Source organism: Marisediminicola sp. LYQ134, from assembly GCF_046599635.1.
GTDB lineage: Bacteria > Actinomycetota > Actinomycetes > Actinomycetales > Microbacteriaceae > Marisediminicola.
Genome location: NZ_JBKIWP010000002.1, coordinates 420,906 through 438,685 on the forward strand (window position 1 = coordinate 420,906; position 17,780 = coordinate 438,685).

The 17,780-nt window shown below is 65.9% G+C and carries 20 protein-coding genes; 13 read left to right on the forward strand and 7 right to left on the reverse strand.

Annotation, left to right across the window (positions count from 1 at the left end; genetic code table 11):
- Positions 1 to 53 precede the first annotated feature (53 nt).
- A complete protein-coding gene (locus ACLHIH_RS10515; protein ID WP_411316749.1) occupies positions 54 to 383 on the forward strand; it encodes a winged helix-turn-helix transcriptional regulator in 330 nt (109 codons plus the stop codon).
- On the opposite strand, the gene ACLHIH_RS10520 is transcribed toward ACLHIH_RS10515, so the two are convergent.
- A complete protein-coding gene (locus ACLHIH_RS10520) occupies positions 373 to 1,089 on the reverse strand; it encodes a class I SAM-dependent methyltransferase (protein WP_411316751.1) in 717 nt (238 codons plus the stop codon). The two genes, ACLHIH_RS10515 and ACLHIH_RS10520, sit on opposite strands and share 11 nt — an antisense overlap.
- Before the next feature lie 188 nt (positions 1,090 to 1,277).
- Positions 1,278 to 1,607, reverse strand: a complete 330-nt coding sequence (locus ACLHIH_RS10525; RefSeq protein ID WP_411316752.1) for a MerR family transcriptional regulator — start codon at positions 1,605 to 1,607, stop codon at positions 1,278 to 1,280.
- A 251-nt stretch (positions 1,608 to 1,858) separates the two neighbouring features.
- On the opposite strand from ACLHIH_RS10525, the gene ACLHIH_RS10530 reads away from it, so the two are divergent.
- The 3 genes from ACLHIH_RS10530 (at position 1,859) to ACLHIH_RS10540 (ending at position 5,420) form a co-directional block, all read left to right on the forward strand.
- The gene (locus tag ACLHIH_RS10530; protein ID WP_411316753.1) at positions 1,859 to 3,379 is read left to right on the forward strand and encodes a SulP family inorganic anion transporter; all 1,521 of its coding nucleotides are present in this window, start codon (positions 1,859 to 1,861) and stop codon (positions 3,377 to 3,379) included.
- A 257-nt stretch (positions 3,380 to 3,636) separates the two neighbouring features.
- The gene (locus tag ACLHIH_RS10535) at positions 3,637 to 4,854 is read left to right on the forward strand and encodes an MFS transporter (protein ID WP_411316754.1); all 1,218 of its coding nucleotides are present in this window, start codon (positions 3,637 to 3,639) and stop codon (positions 4,852 to 4,854) included.
- A gap of 110 nt (positions 4,855 to 4,964) precedes the next feature.
- Complete coding sequence (locus ACLHIH_RS10540; RefSeq protein WP_411316755.1) at positions 4,965 to 5,420, forward strand: SRPBCC family protein; 456 nt, start codon at positions 4,965 to 4,967, stop codon at positions 5,418 to 5,420.
- 53 nt (positions 5,421 to 5,473) lie between these two features.
- Here ACLHIH_RS10540 and ACLHIH_RS10545 read toward each other — a convergent pair whose 3' ends face one another.
- Complete coding sequence (locus ACLHIH_RS10545) at positions 5,474 to 6,124, reverse strand: MerR family transcriptional regulator (RefSeq protein ID WP_411316757.1); 651 nt, start codon at positions 6,122 to 6,124, stop codon at positions 5,474 to 5,476.
- 81 nt (positions 6,125 to 6,205) lie between these two features.
- Here ACLHIH_RS10545 and ACLHIH_RS10550 point away from each other — a divergent pair, with 81 nt between their 5' ends.
- The 5 genes from ACLHIH_RS10550 (at position 6,206) to ACLHIH_RS10570 (ending at position 10,752) form a co-directional block, all read left to right on the forward strand.
- Positions 6,206 to 6,691, forward strand: coding sequence for a DoxX family membrane protein (locus ACLHIH_RS10550; protein WP_411316758.1), 486 nt, complete (start codon positions 6,206 to 6,208; stop codon positions 6,689 to 6,691).
- 153 nt (positions 6,692 to 6,844) lie between these two features.
- The gene (locus ACLHIH_RS10555) at positions 6,845 to 8,218 is read left to right on the forward strand and encodes an NAD(P)H-dependent oxidoreductase (protein WP_411316759.1); all 1,374 of its coding nucleotides are present in this window, start codon (positions 6,845 to 6,847) and stop codon (positions 8,216 to 8,218) included.
- Positions 8,219 to 8,300: 82 nt separating this feature from the next.
- Complete coding sequence (locus ACLHIH_RS10560; RefSeq protein ID WP_411316761.1) at positions 8,301 to 9,044, forward strand: FadR/GntR family transcriptional regulator; 744 nt, start codon at positions 8,301 to 8,303, stop codon at positions 9,042 to 9,044.
- An 85-nt stretch (positions 9,045 to 9,129) separates the two neighbouring features.
- On the forward strand, positions 9,130 to 10,476 hold the full coding sequence (locus ACLHIH_RS10565; protein WP_411316763.1) for an MFS transporter: 1,347 nt from the start codon (positions 9,130 to 9,132) through the stop codon (positions 10,474 to 10,476).
- 105 nt (positions 10,477 to 10,581) lie between these two features.
- On the forward strand, positions 10,582 to 10,752 hold the full coding sequence (locus tag ACLHIH_RS10570) for a CsbD family protein (RefSeq protein WP_411316764.1): 171 nt from the start codon (positions 10,582 to 10,584) through the stop codon (positions 10,750 to 10,752).
- 99 nt (positions 10,753 to 10,851) lie between these two features.
- Here the strand turns inward: ACLHIH_RS10570 and ACLHIH_RS10575 are convergent, their stop codons facing one another.
- Entirely contained in the window at positions 10,852 to 11,337 is a 486-nt protein-coding gene (locus ACLHIH_RS10575) for a tetratricopeptide repeat protein (RefSeq protein WP_411316765.1), read from the reverse strand.
- Positions 11,338 to 11,424: 87 nt separating this feature from the next.
- Between ACLHIH_RS10575 and ACLHIH_RS10580 the strand changes: the two genes are divergently transcribed.
- From ACLHIH_RS10580 to ACLHIH_RS10590, 3 genes are read left to right on the forward strand one after another with little or no spacing between them, the layout of a single operon-like run.
- Positions 11,425 to 12,012 carry an NAD(P)H-dependent oxidoreductase gene (locus tag ACLHIH_RS10580; protein ID WP_411316766.1) on the forward strand — a complete coding sequence of 196 codons (588 nt, stop codon included), beginning with the start codon at positions 11,425 to 11,427 and terminating at the stop codon, positions 12,010 to 12,012.
- A gap of 37 nt (positions 12,013 to 12,049) precedes the next feature.
- Positions 12,050 to 12,583 carry a cysteine hydrolase family protein gene (locus ACLHIH_RS10585; protein WP_411316767.1) on the forward strand — a complete coding sequence of 178 codons (534 nt, stop codon included), beginning with the start codon at positions 12,050 to 12,052 and terminating at the stop codon, positions 12,581 to 12,583.
- On the forward strand, positions 12,580 to 13,002 hold the full coding sequence (locus ACLHIH_RS10590; protein ID WP_411316768.1) for a GNAT family N-acetyltransferase: 423 nt from the start codon (positions 12,580 to 12,582) through the stop codon (positions 13,000 to 13,002). Before ACLHIH_RS10585 ends, ACLHIH_RS10590 begins: the two co-directional genes overlap by 4 nt.
- A 5-nt stretch (positions 13,003 to 13,007) precedes the next feature.
- Here the strand turns inward: ACLHIH_RS10590 and ACLHIH_RS10595 are convergent, their stop codons facing one another.
- The gene (locus ACLHIH_RS10595; RefSeq protein ID WP_411316769.1) at positions 13,008 to 13,493 is read right to left on the reverse strand and encodes a VanZ family protein; all 486 of its coding nucleotides are present in this window, start codon (positions 13,491 to 13,493) and stop codon (positions 13,008 to 13,010) included.
- Positions 13,494 to 13,559: 66 nt separating this feature from the next.
- Between ACLHIH_RS10595 and ACLHIH_RS10600 the strand changes: the two genes are divergently transcribed.
- The gene (locus ACLHIH_RS10600) at positions 13,560 to 14,207 is read left to right on the forward strand and encodes a TetR/AcrR family transcriptional regulator (protein WP_411316770.1); all 648 of its coding nucleotides are present in this window, start codon (positions 13,560 to 13,562) and stop codon (positions 14,205 to 14,207) included.
- 18 nt (positions 14,208 to 14,225) lie between these two features.
- Here ACLHIH_RS10600 and ACLHIH_RS10605 read toward each other — a convergent pair whose 3' ends face one another.
- Together ACLHIH_RS10605 and ACLHIH_RS10610 are read right to left on the reverse strand one after the other, a co-directional pair.
- Positions 14,226 to 15,482, reverse strand: a complete 1,257-nt coding sequence (locus ACLHIH_RS10605) for a glycoside hydrolase family 1 protein (protein WP_411316772.1) — start codon at positions 15,480 to 15,482, stop codon at positions 14,226 to 14,228.
- Positions 15,479 to 17,758, reverse strand: a complete 2,280-nt coding sequence (locus ACLHIH_RS10610) for a glycoside hydrolase family 3 N-terminal domain-containing protein (RefSeq protein WP_411316773.1) — start codon at positions 17,756 to 17,758, stop codon at positions 15,479 to 15,481. Before ACLHIH_RS10610 ends, ACLHIH_RS10605 begins: the two co-directional genes overlap by 4 nt.
- Between the last annotated feature and the right edge of the window lie 22 nt (positions 17,759 to 17,780).

A 17,780-nucleotide genomic window follows, 5' to 3' on the forward strand; every position in this document is an offset into this window, starting at 1 on the left:
GCTAGGTTTTCCGTAGCGACTACGTGCAGCGTAGCACCGGGTAGACTGGGGCGATGGCCGAATCCGACGAACGCATCCACCTCTGCGATGCTTCGGTCACGCTCGCGTTCAGCGTTCTCGGCAAGCGCTGGAACGGCATGATCATCGCCACTCTCGGGTCGGGGAGCGCTTCGTTCGCGACACTGCGGCGATCGGTCGGTGGCATCAGTGACACCGTGCTCTCCGATCGGCTCGGCGAGCTCGCTCATGTGGGGCTCGTCGCGCGAACGGTCGAGAACGGCCCTCCCGTGACGGTGTCGTACGCCCTCACCGAGAGTGGTCGCGGGCTCGTGCCGATCCTCGATCAGCTCGGCGCGTGGGCGTCGGCGAACCTCAGCGAATGAGACGTGCGGGGGCGCTGCGGACCATCCCCAGCTCGAAGAGGATGTGCGGGCAGTCATCGAGCTTGTTGAAGCGAAAGCGATGACTTGCCCTGATGCTCATCCCGCACTGAACGGTGAGGAACGGCGTCCAGGAGTCGAGCGAGAGGTAGTTGTAGGGCAACCGGATGCCGTAGGGAGCGTTTCCGATGTAGTCGGATCGCTGGAGGCGGCGGTGTTGCGCCTCGTTCTCGTAGTAGTGGTCCTTCACGATCACCGACCCTCGCGAAACCCGAGCCGCCTCGCGGAGCACGACCTCGGGGTCGTCGGTGTGATGGAGAACGTCGATGAGCAGCACGCTGTCGAACGAATCGTCGTCGAACGGCAGGCGATCACCCTGGTAGGAGACGGTGGGGATGCGCACGACGGGCTGGCGGCGCACATCGGCTCCAGTGAACTCGACGATGTGTCCATCCGATGCGAGGCGGTCGCGGATCGACGCAGCCAGGCCTCCGTCGGATGACCCGAGGTCGAGCACCGATGTCTTTCCGATCAGCCGGGGCGTGAGGAGATTCACGAGGTATCGGCGGCGGATGGGAAAGAAGATGCGTTCGTTGAGCCACCGCAGCACGCCGCTGAGGTGCTTCACGGCGAGCTGGCCGACTGAGAATGAGGGACCCGTCTTCAGTGACGGTAGGGCGGCGGTCCAGCGAGAAACGTTCGTATTCATGCGGAAGTCCTTTGTGTCGTCGAATCGTGACGAGGGGTCGGCTGTTTCGGTGTCGGGACGGGGCTCGGTGGGCGTCAACCACACTCGAGACCGTCAAGTGCGAAACGGCGGCGAGACGCGCGACGTCAGCTACTGGGCTTCGAATGGTGCGGGATAGTGCTCCGCGACCGCGGTCTCGTGCAACTCGCTCACTGGTGTACCAGGAGCTCGAGCAACTCGTCTGCCCTCACCAGATAGTCCTCGAGCTTGGCGCGACGCTCGGTGACCTGGTGGATGAAATTCTTCAGCTCGGAACGCAATTCTGGGCTGTCGGAGCCGGGGGCGCCCCCGTGCAGATCACTGATGATGCGCACGAGCTCGGCCATCTCATCGAGAGTGAAGCCCAGGGGCTTCATGCGACGTATGAGCAGGAGTTGTTCCAGGTCGTGCTGCGTGTAGAGGCGGAAACCGCCCTCGGATCGACCGGACGGTTTCAACAGTCCGACGTCGTCGTAGTGACGGATTGTGCGAAGCGACATCGACGTTCTCTCTGCGAGCTCGCCGATCTGCATGGTCATGATTTCGGACGCTTCGGTCGACATGTGCCTCCTCTCGTTTCCCTTGACACTCTACCCTTACGTTAGGGTAGAGTCGCGAACGTCGATGCGGAGTGATCTCGATTCGACAACCCGCCGATCGCCGCTCTCGTGCGGGATCGGATGCGCGATGGGGCGCTTCACAATTCACCCACCCGGCTTCTCGCTTCGAGCGCCCCAACCTGGAGATATCCATGGCCCTCACCACCACGCCCGATCCGCCCAGTCGCTACAAACCCGATCCGTCGGTTCTCACTGCCCTCCGCACCCCGCGCATCCTCATCAAGGAGGTGCTCGCGGGCCTCGTCGTCGCCCTCGCGCTCATCCCCGAGGCGATCGCGTTCTCGATCATCGCGGGCGTCGACCCGAGGGTCGGTTTGTTCTCGACCTTCGTGATGGCGATCGTCATCTCGTTCATCGGTGGTCGGCCCGCGATGATCACCGGCGCGACGGGCGCGATCGCTCTCGTCATCGCGCCTGTGGCTCGCGAATACGGCCTCGAGTACTTCATCGCGACGGTCATCCTCGCGGGAGTCTTCCAGCTCATCCTCGCCGCGGCCGGAGTCGCGAAGCTCATGCGCTTCATTCCGCGGAGCGTCATGGTCGGCTTCGTCAACGCGCTCGCGATCCTCATCTTCACCTCGCAGCTGCCGCAGCTGCTCGGGGTGCCGTTCCTCGTCTACCCGCTCGTCGCATTCGGGATCATCATCATGGTCGTGATGCCGCGCATCACGAAGGTCGTTCCCGCGCCGCTCGTGGCCATCGTCGTGCTCACGGTCATCACCGTCACGGTGTCGATCACGGTTCCGACGATCGGTGATCAGGGAGAGTTGCCCAGAAGCCTCCCGACGCTCTTCTTCCCGAACGTGCCCCTCACTCTCGAGACGTTCACGATCATCGCGCCGTATGCGCTCGGCATGGCGCTCGTCGGCATCCTCGAGTCCCTCATGGCGGCCAAGCTCGTCGACGAGATCACCGACACCCACTCGCGCAAGACCCAGGAGGCCTTCGGGCAGGGGACGGCGAACATCGTCTCGGGGTTCTTCGGCGGAATGGGCGGCTGCGCTCTGATCGGCCAGACGATGATCAACGTCAAAGCGTCCGGGGCGCGCACGCGCATCTCGACCTTCCTCGCCGGGGTCTTTCTCATGGTGTTGGTGATCGGAACCGGTGATCTCCTCGCCGTCGTGCCGATGGCCGCGTTGGTCGCCGTGATGATCATCGTCTCGGTGCTGACCTTCGATTGGCACAGCATCCGTCTCTCGACGCTCAAGCGGATGCCCAAGAGCGAGACGACCGTCATGGTCGCCACGGTCATCGCAATCGTCGTGACTCACAACCTCGCGATCGGCGTCGTCATCGGGGTGATCATCGCGATGGTCGCGTTCGCGCGTCGGGTCGCGCACCTCGTCACGGTCACGCGCACCGTGCCCGAGGGTGAGGCCGTGCCGACTGCCGTCTACACGGTCGACGGAGCCCTGTTCTTCGCCTCCAGCAACGACCTCACGACGCAGTTCGAGTACACCGACGACCCCGAGCGTGTCGTCATCGACGTGTCGGCGTCGCACATCTGGGATGCATCGACGGTGGCCGCGCTCGACGCGATCACGACCAAGTACGACCACCTCGGCAAGCGCGTCGTGATCGTCGGAATGAATGAGGCGAGCACCTCACTGCACACGCGCCTCGTCGGCAACCTCGGCGGCGGGCACTGACCCCGGTTGTCCCCGGCCCTCAAATCCCGTCAACCGAGAGTGGCTACCGCGCCGACATCGACGCGCGCCGGCCGGCGCACGTCGCCGGCCGCCCTCGAGGGGTAATCCGTCTCGGGGTACCGGGATACGGTCGATGATGGCGCGGAGCTCGACATCCTCTCCCGCTCCCCTCGGTCACCGAGGGACGCGACGGGAAGGACGCAACAACAGTGGTCACCTCTGACACCGGACCTGCCGAGAGGGGTGGGCGCGCTTCGATGAGGTGGGCGCCGTGGGCTCTCCTGGTCGCCGCGGCCGGTGCCATCTCTGTGATGACGGCGCCGGGCCAGACCGCGGGGCTGTCGGTCTTCACCGACCCGCTCATCTCGGAGCTCGGCATCTCGCGCACGGAGATCTCAGCGAGCTACTTCGCCGGCACGATCGTGGGGGCTGCGGCGCAGCCATTCGTGGGTCGGGCGCTCGACCGCTTCGGCGCACGAGTGGTCACCGCCGCGATCGGTGTGGTGTTCGCGAGTGTGCTTCTCGCGCTCAGTTTCGCGAGCGACATCTGGGGGCTGACCGGGGGCTTCGTCGGGGTGCGGATGCTCGGCCAGGGCGCCTTGAGTCTCGCCGCAACCACGGCCGTCGCTCGGTCGATCTCCCGCCACCGCGGACTTGCTCTCGGTGTCACGAGCGCCATCGGTTCGGCCGGCATATCGCTCGCCCCGGTCGGCTTGGAGCGGCTCATCTCCGTCGTCGGAATCCATTCGGCCTGGCGCTGGGAGGCACTCGTCGTCGCCGCTGTGGTGATTCCTCTCGCTTTCATTCTGCCGGGCCGCAGCCGGCGCCCCCACGAGTTCGAAGATCCGAGCACCGCGCAGATCGTGATTCAGCGCGAGTCGTGGACCTTGAGCGAGGCGATGCGCACCGGCATGTTCTGGGTCATCGCCGCGTCATTGGCGGTGTCGGGGATGCTCGGTACCGCACTGGCGTTCCACCAGATCGCGATCCTCGGCGAGCAAGGACTCAGCCCGTTCGAGGCCGCAGCCAATTTCCTGCCACAGACCGCCACGGGTATCGCCGCGACCCTTCTCGTCGGTGTCTTCATCGATCGAATCAGCCCCAAGCTGTTCGTGATCTTCTCGATGCTCACCCTCGCCGGTTCGTTGTTGCTCCTGCCTGTCGTCGCCCCTGGCGCGACGGCGCTGCTCTACGGCCTCGTGCTGGGTGCGGCGGGAGGAAGCTTGCGCGGGATGGAGGCCGCTGCCTACGTGCGGTACTACGGCACAGCTCACATCGGCACGATCCGAGGGGTCGCCACGGCGATAAACCTCGCCTCCACCGCGGTGGGGCCGATCGCCCTGTCCCTCGGCGTCGACATCAGTGGCAGTTTCATACTCCCCGCGGTCGTGCTGTCTGCCCTCCCGATCGCGGTTGCGGTTCTCGCGATCTTCGTGAAGCCGCCATCGCGCGGAGCGACGAGTGCTGGCGGCTAGTCCGTCGATTCGCAAAGCTATTGACATTAGCTAATTGGCGATGCAGACTAGCTTCGTACTCACCGAGTGCACTCCATCTCCTCCGCTTCACCCATCGAACGGATACGACCATGAGCATCGTCCTCGCCACCACGATCGACATCGCAGCTACCCCCGAGGAGGTCTGGGAGGTGCTCTCCGACTTCTCCGGGTACGGCGAGTGGAGCAACTTCTCGCGTATCGACGGTGAGCCCGAGCTCGGTTCGGCGCTGAAGATGCGCATGCCCGGTTTCTGGTTCTCCTCGACCGTCACGGCGGTGACCGCGGGCCGCGAACTGCAGTGGTCGGCGAAGATCCTCACGGCGGGCCTGTTTCTCGGCGAGCACAACTTCACCCTCGAGCGCCTGGCTGGCGGCTCGACTCGCCTGCACAACACCGAGACCTTCTCGGGGTCGCTCACGCGGCCGTTCGAGGGCTTCTTCGCCAAGAACCACAACGAGGGCGGATACGCCGCGTTCAACCAGGCGCTCAAGCGACGCGTCGAGGCCCGCGCCGCGCGCACGCTCGTCCCCGCTCTCGCTTCCTAGACTCGACGACATCGCGGTTCCGGTCGGTCTCCGGTCGGATCAGTAAACCCGAGTCAGGCCTGGCCTGTCGGGTGGTCGACGACCCGATCTCGGTGGGCCAGCCGCCGGATGGCGAGAATGACCGGCTCGTATAGCGCCGTGCCGAGAACGGCGTAGCTCACTGATTCGTGAGGCGTCATGGTGTTCATCGGCGCGAGCTCCTCTTCAGCCAGGGGGACGAGCGCGTCACGGTATCGCCGCGCGACGTCGGGATTCCATGGCAGGCCCGCGTTGTCGAGCCCCTCGAGTGCCGCCTCGAGTTGGCGGGTCGCCGGATACGCGGGGTCGAAAGCGAAGCCCAGTGCGCGGGCCGCATGCTGGGCTCGGGGAAACTCGGCAGCGGTAGCGTCGAGCGCGTCGGAGACGTCATCCGATTGCGACTCGTTGTCGTAGGGCGGCAGGGCGGCGACCGCACGGCCCATGGCGTCGACCGGGTCGTCGTGTGCGCCATCGACGATCGCGAGGATCTGCTGCACTCTGGCGATCGGCAACCCCCGCACGGAGGTCAGTGCGCCGATCAGCGCGACCCGCTCGAGATGCTCTGAGCCGTAGTCGGCCCGGGTCGGCGAGGTCACGTCGCCTCGCTCGAGCATGCCCTCCCGCAAGTAGAACTTGAGTGTCGGGATAGAGACGCCGCTCGCCGCCGAGAGTTCTGAGATACGCATCCATCGCCTTTCCGCTTGCATTAGATACTACCGCTACCCAATACTGGATACTGTAGATATCCAATTGATCGAAGGTGGCTCGTGGTTCCCCTCATAGTTCTCGCCGCAGCATCCGGTGCCGCTCTCGTTGTGACCGCGCTACGTGGTCCGCATCGTCGGGCGGATGTCGTCGTCTCGCTGCGCATCGGTGTCGCCGCGATGTTCCTCGTGTCGGGAGTCAGCCACTTCGTGGGCATGCGCGACGCGATGATCGCGATGGTCCCCGCTGCCCTGCCGCTGCCCGAGGTCATCGTCACCATCACGGGGCTGCTCGAGCTCGCCGCCGCCGGAGCTATGGCGTCGCGCCGCCTCACTCCGTGGGCTGCGATCGGGCTCTCCCTGCTTCTCGTGGCGATGTTCCCGGCGAACGTCAGCCTCGCCCTCACGTCGACCGACCTCGCGTGGTCGCAGACCCTCGTGCCGCGCACGATCATCCAAGTGATCTACCTCGCGGCCACCACGGCGCTCGCCGTCACGGCGATGCCGCGCGCGAGGCGACCGAGAGTTGCCGCTGCCACTTCGATGTGACGGGCGGCAGGGGGTCGGTGTTGCCTTGCGGCTCCTGGCCCCTCTCTGCGCTGCCTCTGTCGGCGGACTCTTGACAAACCGCTCGTCCTTCGTCATTCTCTTGGTTACATGGTCTGACCATCAGGCCAATTGGACCTACAAGGGAGTAGTTCGATGAACCTGTTCTCACTGCTGGAAGCTCGGCGAGAGCTCGCCGGGCCGATTCGCGTCGGTGTGATCGGCGCCGGCAAATTCAGTTCGATGTTCCTCACCCAGGCGCTCGGCTCGGCAGGCATCCATGTCGTCGGTGTCGCCGACATCGACATTCCGAAAGCGCGCGGAGCCCTTCAGCGCACCGGGTGGCCGGAGGAGCGGTATGCGGCTGGCTCATTCGACGAAGCAGTGCGAACCGGCAGCACGTTCGTGACCGAAAGCGCAGACGAGTTGATCGCTCGCTCCGAAGTCGAGGTCATCCTAGAGATCACCGGCAACCCGCTCATCGGCACGTATCACGCGGTCCGGGCGATCGACAACGGCAAGCACGTGGTCATGGTCAACGTCGAAGCGGATTGCATGGTCGGCCCGCTGCTGCAGCGCCGCGCCGAAGCAGCCGGTGTCGTCTATGCGATGGCCTACGGCGATCAGCCGGCCCTGATCTGCGAGCTCGTCGACTGGTGCCGCACCGTCGGCTTCGATGTGGTTGCGGCGGGCAAGGGAACCAAGTACCTGCCCGAGTACAACTACTCCACCCCCGACACGGTGTGGGACTACTACGGCTTCACCGCCGAGCAACTCGAATCGGGCGACTACAACCCCAAGATGTTCAACTCGTTTCTCGACGGCACCAAATCCGCGATCGAGATGGCCGCGGTGGCGAACGGCACAGGCCTGATCCCCCAGGAGGAAGGCCTGCTCTTCCCCGCGGCGAGCAAGGCGGACCTTCCGACAGTCTTTCGCGAGAACCGCCTCGCCGGCGGAAGCCTCACGCGACGGGGCACCGTCGAAATCGCGTCGAGCATGTACCGCGACGGCACCGAGGTGCCCGACAACCTCCGATGGGGCGTCTACGTCACCTTCGAAGCGACCACCGATTACGCGGTCCAGTGCTTCGCCGAATACGGAGTGCACACCGACGACACGGGTCGCTATGGATCTCTGTACCGGCCGTACCACATGATCGGGCTCGAACTGAATGTCAGCATCGCGGCCGCCGTGCTGCGCAACGAGGCGACGGGAAGCCCCACCGGCTTCCGGGGCGATGTCGTGACCACGACCAAGAAAGCGCTTCGCGCCGGAGACACCCTCGACGGCGAAGGCGGCTACACGGTCTTCGGCAAACTCGCCCCAGCACACCTCTCGCTCGAACGCGAGGCGTTGCCTCTCGGGCTCGCGCACGGAGCGCGACTCATTCGTGACGTTCCGAAAGACACGACCGTGTCGTGGAACGACGTCGAGCTCGACGAAAGCCAGCTCGCGGTGCAGTTCCGCCGTGAACTCGAAAACGAATTCCGTGCCGAGCACTCCTCTGCCGCCGCGGTCTCCGCCTGAGCGCCGCCCGTCGTGGAACCTAGAATGATCGCAACCGGGGCGGCGCGTCCCCGTGAACATCAGGCTCAGGGGTGCATCGAACGTGACGACAGCCGAAGGGTGGCAGCCCGTTCAACGGGTTCGTACCTACGAACAGGTCATGTCACAGATCGAGGAGCGCATCCTCGACGGACGCCTGAAGGCCGGCGACCGTTTGCCGAGCGAACGCGATCTGGCACTGCTGCTGGGTGTGTCACGTCCGTCGCTGCGCGAATCGCTCCGGGTGCTCGAGGCGCTCGGAGTGGTGGATATCCGTCGCGGGGGCGGGGTGGATGGCGGCGCTGTGCTGCTCAGTGCGCCGGGGCCCGGGTTTGTCAACCTGCTCAAGCTGCAACTCGCTCTCGGACACTTCGACTCGACCGACGTGCTCGACACTCGGGTGGCGCTCGAGACATGGTCGTGCTCGGAGGCGGCCTATAGATCGACCGACATCGACCACACCCGGCTGGCAAGCATCCTCGACGACATGGAGGCACCCGGCATCGAGGCCCACGAATTCAACCGCCTCGACACCGCCTTCCACGTCACGATCGCGGAATCCACCGGGAACACCCTCACCGCTCATCTCATGGGCTCACTGAGGGTCGCCATCCACCGACAGATGATCGAGGCATACGACCGGCTCGATGACTGGCGACGCACGGCCGTGACCGTGCGGCAGGAGCATCGAGGCATCCTGCAGGCCATCACCGACAAAGACGCCGCAGGCGCCGCTCGACTCGTCAGCGAACACATTCACGACTTCTACAAGATCGGCAACGTCGGAGGAACCTACCCCGGGCACTGATTTCCGGCCCGGGCGAACCCGGGACTCCTTCGACGGCGTGCCACCCCTGCGGGCGAAACTCGCCAATTATCAAAGGAGATAAATCATGACAACCCACCCCGTGGCCGACCGCCAGCTGGCGGAACGTGCGCGCAACGGTTCCCCCGACAAGCGCAAGACGGCGATCGGAAGTGCCGTCGGCACGACGATCGAGAACTACGACTTCTTGGCATACGGCACCGCTGCCGCGCTCTACTTCGGTGATGCCTTCTTCAACGCCGACGACCCCGTGGTCGGGGTGTTGCTCGGATTCCTCACCTTCGGAATTGGGTTCGCGATGCGACCGCTTGGGGGGATCATCGGCGGGTACCTCGGCGACAAGTACGGGCGCAAACCGGTGCTAGTGGGTGCTCTCCTCATCATGGGGTTCGCGACAGTACTGATCGGTGTACTGCCGACGTACAGCCAGGTGGGAGTGCTGGCGCCCATCCTGCTCACGGCCATTCGCATCATCCAGGGGCTCGCGTTCGGTGCCGAGTGGGGTGGGGCGATCCTCATGACCTTCGAGCACGCGCCGTGGAAGCAGCGCGGGCGCTACACGGGTATCCCCCAGGCGGGAGTTCCACTCGGCCTCCTGCTCGCCAACCTGGTCTTCCTGGCCACGGTCGGGCTCGACAGCGAGTTGGCTTGGCGACTGCCTTTCCTCCTCAGCGCCGTGCTCATCGTCGCGGGCATCGTCATTCGTCTGAAGGTGAGCGAATCGCCTGAGTTTGAAGAAGCCAAAGCGGCGGGGGAGCTCGAGAAGAACCCGATCATCTCGGTGCTCAAGAGCGACTGGCGCAACGTTTTGCGCACCATCTCCCTGCGACTGGCCGAATCCGGCGGGTTCTACGTGATCGTCACCTATTTGATCTCCTACATCAGTGCGGGGGAGGAGCCGATAGCCGACCGCGCTGTCGCCCTGACCGGTTTGGTGATCGCCGCGGCGCTCGGAGTGGGGGCGACAATTCTCTGGGGTGCGCTCGGTGACAGGGTGGGGCGCAAGCCCGTCTACATCGTCGGGACCGTCCTCCTCATCGCTTTCGGGTTCCCGCTATTCGGGCTCGTCAACACGGGGAGCGCGGCACTGATCGTGTTCGCCTACATCTTCGGCCTGACGATCATCCACGACATGCTCGCGGGAACTCAGGGTGCGTGGTTTTCCGAACTGTTCCCCACGAGCACCCGCACCTCGGGAGCGTCGCTCGGATACCAATTCTCGGCGGCGATCTCCGGGTTCATTCCTCTTATCGCGGCCGCGGTGGCCGTGCCGCTCGGGTTCGGCGGCGTCGCGCTCGTCTACATGGGCTGCGGAGTCATCGGACTCGTGGGTGCTCTCCTAACCCGCGAGACCTGGGGGAAGAAGCAGCGCGCCGAGACCGAAGCGATCATCGCCGGCACGTTCAAGGGGTGACGTTCGCCCCTTAAGCCGCGTTGCGAAAGGGCGGAACCCGTCTCCTCGCTCCTCGCTGCTTCGAGGAATAGTGTCTGTCGCACATGTCCGCCAAAGGAGGTAATTATGGGACTCGATGACAAGATCAAGAACGCCGCACAGGATCTCACCGGCAAGGTGAAGGAAGCCGTCGGCGAACACCGCAACGACGAAGACCTGAAGGCCGAAGGCCAGAAGGACCAGTCTGCGGCCTCCGTCAAGAAGGCCGGCGAAGACGTCAAAGACGCCTTCAAGTAGACCGCTTCGATCAGCGCGAAGGCGGCGTCCCCTCGGGGGTGTCGCCTTCGTCGTTGTCGCAGACGTGTGCCGTATCACCGGCGTCGGGCTCGAGGCGGCTCAGCGCGCGGTGAGCGCCTCCGCGTAGGCGCGCACGGAACGGTTGTAGCGCGGGAGGGTCGGCTCGATGGCCTCGATCGCCACGCGGAGCGCCTCGTCGTGACGACCCGCGCTGTGCAGGGCGAGAGCGAGAAAGACTCGCGGGGCGGCCCCGGTCGCGGGGTGCTCGGGTGCCGCACTGAGCATCGCGATCGCCTCGTCGATTCTGCCGAGGTTGCGCAGCGTCGACGCGTGCTGCACGATCATCCGTGCCGCTCGGTCGGTGTCCACCGTGTCGAGTCCGGCTGCGGTTGCGGCGGCGTAGTGCACATGTGCTTCGGCTTCGCGTCCGGCGGAGTCGAGTGCGCCGCCGAGCTCGAACTCGGCGAGGGCAGGGTGCGGTGCGTCATCCGCGAGGGCCCGCATTCGGATGACCCGCTGCTGGTCGTCCATGGTGTCGTCAGCCCACAGCGCGTCAACGCGGTGTTGCCAGTCGTCGGAGCTCATCGATCCAGGCTATTGCCCGCGCGACGATGCCGAGCGGTGGTGGGCGCTGCGGAATAGGCGGCGGGCCCCGGCGCCTTGAGTGTCAGTGTGAACACCCTCATCGTCACCGCCCACCCCGACCAGGATTCGCTCACCGCGAGCATCGCCCGACAACTCGAGACCGCGCTGGGGCAGAGCGCGGTGGCCGTGGCCGACCTCGCCGCGGAGGGCTTCGATCCGCGTTTCGGCCCGGCCGACCGTGACAGGTATCGCGGCGACGGGGAACTCCCTGCCGACGTCGCCCGCGAACAGCGCCGCCTCGATGAGGCCGACCATGTCGTCTTGGTCTTCCCTGTCTACTGGTGGTCGATGCCGGCGCTCCTGAAAGGCTGGGTCGACCGCGTGTTCATCAACGGGTGGGCTTTCGAGATCGAACCCACCGAGGGAACCCGCCGCAAGCTGGGTCGGCTCACGGTTCACCTCCTCTTCGTCGCCGGTGACGCCGCCGAGACCTATGAGCGACACGGCTACGAGCAGGCCATCCGCAAGCAGATCGAGCACGGCATCGTCGACTATTGCGGCGCGAATCGCGGCTCTTCTGTCTTCGTCTACGAGTCTGAGCGAGATGACGATGCAGCCCGCCGGGCGCTCGTCGACAGCGCCGTCGACACGGTCGCCCGCGCCATCCGGGGCTGAGGTCTCGCCGGCCGGCTCGGAGTGCGAGGATCCCTGTATGCCCTCCTCAACAGCGCTGCTCGTGATCGACCTGCAGGTCGGAGTCGTGGCCGACTGTGTCGACGCTTCCGGGGTCGTGAACCGCACCGCGGCACTCGTCGATCGCGCTCGCGAGAACGACGTGCCCGTCATCTGGGTGCAGGACCACGCGCACTTCCCTGAAGAAAGCGAGGGGTGGATGCTTGCGCCTCCACTGCAACGGCGGCCCGACGAGTCGCTCGTGCGCAAGACCTACCGCGACTCGTTCGCCGACACCGACCGCACCGAGGTGCTCGCCGAGCGCGAGGTGACCCGCCTCGTCGTCGCCGGGGCGCAGAGCGATTTCTGCATCCGCACGACCACGCAGGCGGCCGCGGCTCGGGGGTTCGACGTCACGCTCGTGTCCGACGCCCACACGACGGTCGACGCTGAGCACGACGGCACGACCATCTCCGCGCAGCAGATCGTCGCCCACACGAACATGTACTTCCGGGGGCTCCGCTACCCGGGTCGACAGTTCGGTGTCGCCACGCATGCGGAGGTGACGCTGTGACGCTCGCGGCGGGGTATCGCCTCGTCGACGGTGCGCCCTCGACGGACGACTACGTGCGGCTGCGACGGGAGAGCGGGCTCTCGGTCAAGACCGCCGAGCAGGGCTCCGCCGCGATCACCGGGTCGTGGGCGTTCCGACACGTGGTCGACGCCTCGGGTGGCGTCGTCGGAATGGGGCGTCTCGTGGGCGACGGCGCCTGGTACTTCCTCGTGGCCGACATGGCTACGCTCCCCGAGCACCAGGGTCGCGGCATCGGTTCGGTCATCCTCGACTCGCTTCTCGAGCAGATTCACGCCGAGGTTCCGGCGGGCGCCTACGTCACCCTCACGGCAGACCCTCCGGGCCGACGACTCTACGAGTCTCGCGGCTTCGTCGACGTGGCACCGGCGCGCACCGGCATGCACCTCGTCACGAACTGACCGTCTCAGTCCGGGCTGTGCGTCCCGAATCCGAGCGTGGAGCGCCGCGAGGTCTGCATTCGTTCTCGCCGCCACGGTCGAGAACGAGTCGCCAGGGCGACGCCGAGTAGTCCGCCGATCGCGTTGGCGAGAAGGTCGCGAGGGTGCGAGATGCGATCCAGCGGAATCTGCGCCAGCTCGATCGCCAGGGTCAGTGCCAGCGGGAGCGTCAAGCGAGCCGAACCGCGGCACAGGAGTCCTGTCACCACGCCGACGGGGATGAACATCAGCACGTTGAGCGCGACCTCGAGGGGTCTCCCGTCGGTCCACGACGACGCGCTCGTCCACGCCTCCGGGTTGAGAATGCTCAGCCGCGGTTCGGCGCCCTCCGTCGCGAAAGGAACAGGCCGAAGCGTCACCCAGAGCACGGCGCCGACGTAAAGCGCTCCGAGGGCGATGACCGCCGTCTTCGTTCTCGCCTGCAGTGCGACATCCGTCTTGTGTGCTTTCATGACATAATGTAATTATGTATTTGACGTGATGTCAAATACATCCGAACGAGTGAGAGAGGAGTAGCAATGCCCAAGATCAGCTCCGGAACGATCGCCGAGCACAAGGCTCATGTCTGGAACGAACTGCTCGATGCGATGGACGCTCTCATCCTCGAGCGCCCCTTCGAATCCATTTCGATGCGCGACGTGTCCGAGCGGTCGGGTGTCGCCCGCACCGCCGTCTACAACTACGCACCCGACACGCTCACCCTTCTGGTCGCGACGGCCACGCGCGGGAGTGCGGACGTGTATGACGCGGTCTCGAGTCGCGGCGCGACGGACTCCTCCCTCGCGCCTTCTCAGCGCCTTCGCGAGATCGTCACGGTTCTCCTGGTCGATTTCGCGCAGAGCACCAGAGCGTTTCTCGCGATGCAGTCGATAGAACGAACCATCGGGCAAGAGCGGCTGACCGATGCGGTCATCCCTGCTCGCGACCTGATCGGCGACACCATCGTCGACGTGGTGCAGGCCGGTGTCGAGGTCGGCGAGTTCGCTCCTCTGACCGACCCCGGCCTGACGCGCGCACTCATGGTCGGTGTGATGCAGGTGGCGCTGCGCCACGGCGATCCCGGCCAGCCCATCGGCATGGCCCGGGCTGACGCGGTCGCCCAATTCATCATCAACGCCTTGAGCAACCCGCTACCGAACGGAGACGCTGACCACGTCACGCGCTGAGGTCTTCGCGCCGCCCGTTCAGTGCGCGATCGTCGCGCCGTTGCTGCGCGCGACCTCGCCAAGCCAGTAGGCGCTCGGCTTCGGGCTGCGCTCGAAGGTCGTGCGGTCGACGGCGACGAGACCGAAGGTGATGTCGTATCCGTGCACCCACTCGAAGTTGTCGATGAAGGTCCAGTGCAGGTAACCGCGGATGTCGAGCCCATCTGCGACAGCGCGCGCCAGCCCCTCGAGCGCCCCCGTGGTGTAGTCGATCCGACGGGTGTCGTCGGTCGTGGCGATCCCGTTCTCTGTGACGAGCATGGGAGTTCCCCCCGTGACCTCCCACGTGCGTCTGAGGGCCATCTCGAGCGCGTCGGGTCGATACGCCCACCCCACCTGGGTGACTTCGGAGCCCGCCGGGGCTCCCTCGAGGCCGTTCGGTCCGACGAGCTGGCTCGTATACGACTGCACGCCCACCCAGTCGTCGTCTCGTGACGCCTCGAGGTAGATGTCTTCCCAGATTCGGCGGTAGTGGTCGAGCCGGTCTTCGTAACCCTCGCGGGCAACGAGCCCCTGGATGGCTACCGTCCAGCCGACCTTCACGCTCGTCTTCTCGTGCAGAATGGCTCGAGCGCGCTCGTGGGCCGCGAGCATGATCCGCGCCGCTTCTTCCGTCGGCGCGGGCATCGAGAAGGCGTTGAGCCCGGCATCCGAGTCAGAGACACCGTGGGCCTCCGCCAACTGCGCGAACACGGCGGTGGGGTCCGGGTACTGCAGGGGGATCGACATCTGGTGCATGACCGCGAAGATGTTCGGCTCGTTGATGGTCGCGACCCAGGTGACCCCCTCGAGGATCGGTGTCACGGCCGAGACGTAAGCACCGAAACGGTCGGTGGCTTCGGGCGCTCCCCAGCCCCCCGCTTGGGCGAACCAGAGCGGGCTGGAGAAGTGATGCAGCGTGATGACCGGGTCGACTCCCTGAGAGAGGCAGTAATCGATGATCCGTCGATAGTGCGCGAGAGCGTCCGGGTCGATGACGCCCTGCTCCGGCTCGACTCGCGCCCACTCGATCCCGAACCGGAACGCCGTGAACCCGAGCGAGACGACCAAGTCGATGTCTTCTTGCCACCGGTTGTAGGCGTCGACCCCCTTGGCGCTGGGCTCGCGGAATGGCGACCCCTCGAGTTGCTCGAGCGCCCACATGTCGCTGTTGGTGTTGTCACCCTCGTTCTGATGGGGTGCCGACGACGCTCCCCACAAGAACCCCGTCGGAAAGGCGGATGGCGTGGTGGTCATGCGGATGCTCCGTTCGCAACGACGGTGAGGACCGTAGACAGGGGCGCCGTCGAGTCGCCGCCCACCCAGAGGTCGAGCACGGTGGCATCCTGCACGCGGGTTCTGGTGGCCGCGCTCCAGTAGCCGAGCTCGGCGGGACCGAGTTCGAAGGTCACGGTCGTGGTCTCTCCGCCGGCGATCGCGACACGACTGAACCCCTTGAGCTCGCGCACAGGCCGCGACGAGGTGCCGTAGCGCTGATGGATGTAGAGCTGAACGACCTCATCGGCATCGAACTCCGACGTGTTGGTGACATCGACCGACACCACCACGCTCCCGCCGACGGTGATCGTCTCGTTCTCGAGCCTCAGGTTCGAGTAGTCGAATGATGCGTAGCTCAGGCCGTATCCGAACGGGTAGAGAGGAATCGATTGCTCGTTCCAGTACCGCTTGTCTTGGTTCTCCGGCGCGAAGGTGCGGAGGTGCGAGTAGATGAGCGGCACCTGACCGACGTGGCGGGGCCACGTGAACGGGAGTCGTCCGGCGGGCGAGACATCTCCGAAGAGGAGGCGCGCGATCGCGTCACCGCCGCGCGTGCCGGGGTACCACGCCTGCACGATCGCTGACGCGTGCTTATCGATCCACCGCACGTCGAGCGGTCGGCCGGACATCAGAACCACCACCACGGGCGTGCCGGTCTCGACGACCCTCTGCACGAGCTCCAGCTGGCGGCCCGCGAGGTCGAGTGTCGAGCGGGAGGCGGTTTCGCCGATCTGGTTCTGTCGCTCGCCGACCACCACGACGGCGACGTCGGCCGCCGCCGCCACGGTGACGGCGTGTTCGATCGCCGCGTCGTCATCGTCGGTCACCCCGATCGCCTGCCCGCCCGGATCCGGATCCTGAGCGTCGAACGGCGAGGGGAAGATGCGGTCGGGGATTCCGACCCCGGGGGCATAATCGACACGGGCGTCTGGGCCGACCCGCGACCGCAGGCCATCGAGGATGCTCACCGTCTCGTCGGTGACGTGACCGAACACCCACGGGCCGAGCGTGTCCCGTTTGCTGTCGGCCAGCTGGCCGATCACAGCGATCGAGGCGGGCCCGGCGATCGGCAGTGTTCCGTCGTTCTTGAGCATCACAGCCGAGCGTTCGGCCGATGTCTGCGCGAGCTCGCGGTGAGCAGGGTCGACGAGGATGGACTCCGCGGTGTCCTCGTCTGCGAAAGGGTTCTCGAACAGGCCGAGGCGGAACTTCGCAGACAGCACGCGGCGCACGGCCGAGTCGACCCGACTCTCCGAGAGCGCGCCGCTCTTCACCGCTGCGGGAATGGCGTCGAAGGCGGGATCCATCACCGCCATCTCCATGTCGAGCCCGGCATCGATCGCCCGCGCTGCGGCGTCGGTGGCGTCTGCCGCGAAGTGTTGGACCTCCAGAGACTTCACCGCGTTGGCGTCGGAGACCACGAAACCCGTGAAGCCGAGTTCCTCGCGCAGCACCTCGGTCAACAGCCAGGCGTTGCCGCTCGCGGGAACACCGTTGAGGTCCATGTAGGCGCTCATGATGTTCTGTGCGCCGGCCTCGATGGCCGCAGCGAAGGGCGGCAGGTACACGTTCCGGAGTTCGGAATCCGACACTTCGGCGTCGTCGTAGTCGCGCCCCCCGCGAGCGGCTCCGTACCCGGCGAAGTGCTTGGGGCCCGCGAGCACGTTCTCGTGGCTCAAGTCGCCCTGGAAGCCGCGCACTTGCGCGGCGGCGACCGCGGAACCGAGGTGCGGGTCCTCGCCGATGCTCTCGACGATGCGCCCCCATCGCGGGTCGCGGGCGATGTCGATCATGGGGGCGAAAGTCCAGTGGATGCCGGATGCCCGCGCCTCGCGTGCGGCCACCCGCTGCGCCGCCTCGATGAGCGCCGGGTCCCACGATGCCGTCTGTGCGAGTGGCACGGGGAACACCGTGCGCAGCCCGTGGATCACGTCGAAGCCGAAGATGAGCGGGATGCCGTGGCGGCTTCCGTCGATGACCTTCCGCTGGTAGCGGTTGGCGACGGCGGCGTCTTTGATGAAGAGCAGAGATCCGACGCCGCCTCGTGCCGCAGCGGCCTCCACCATCTGCGGTTGACGGAGGAACGCCTGGTGCTCGACGGGCAGAGCCTCGACGTCGAGGCCCTCCGGCACTTCGCCGAAGCAGAAGTACTGGGTCAGTTGCCCCGCCTTCTCTTCGATCGTCATTCGTGCGAGCAGGTCGTCGACGCGCGCGGCGGTGGGCAGCGAGGCGTCCTGATAGGGAAGGTCGGTCATCGGGATCCTTTGTCCGTGTGCG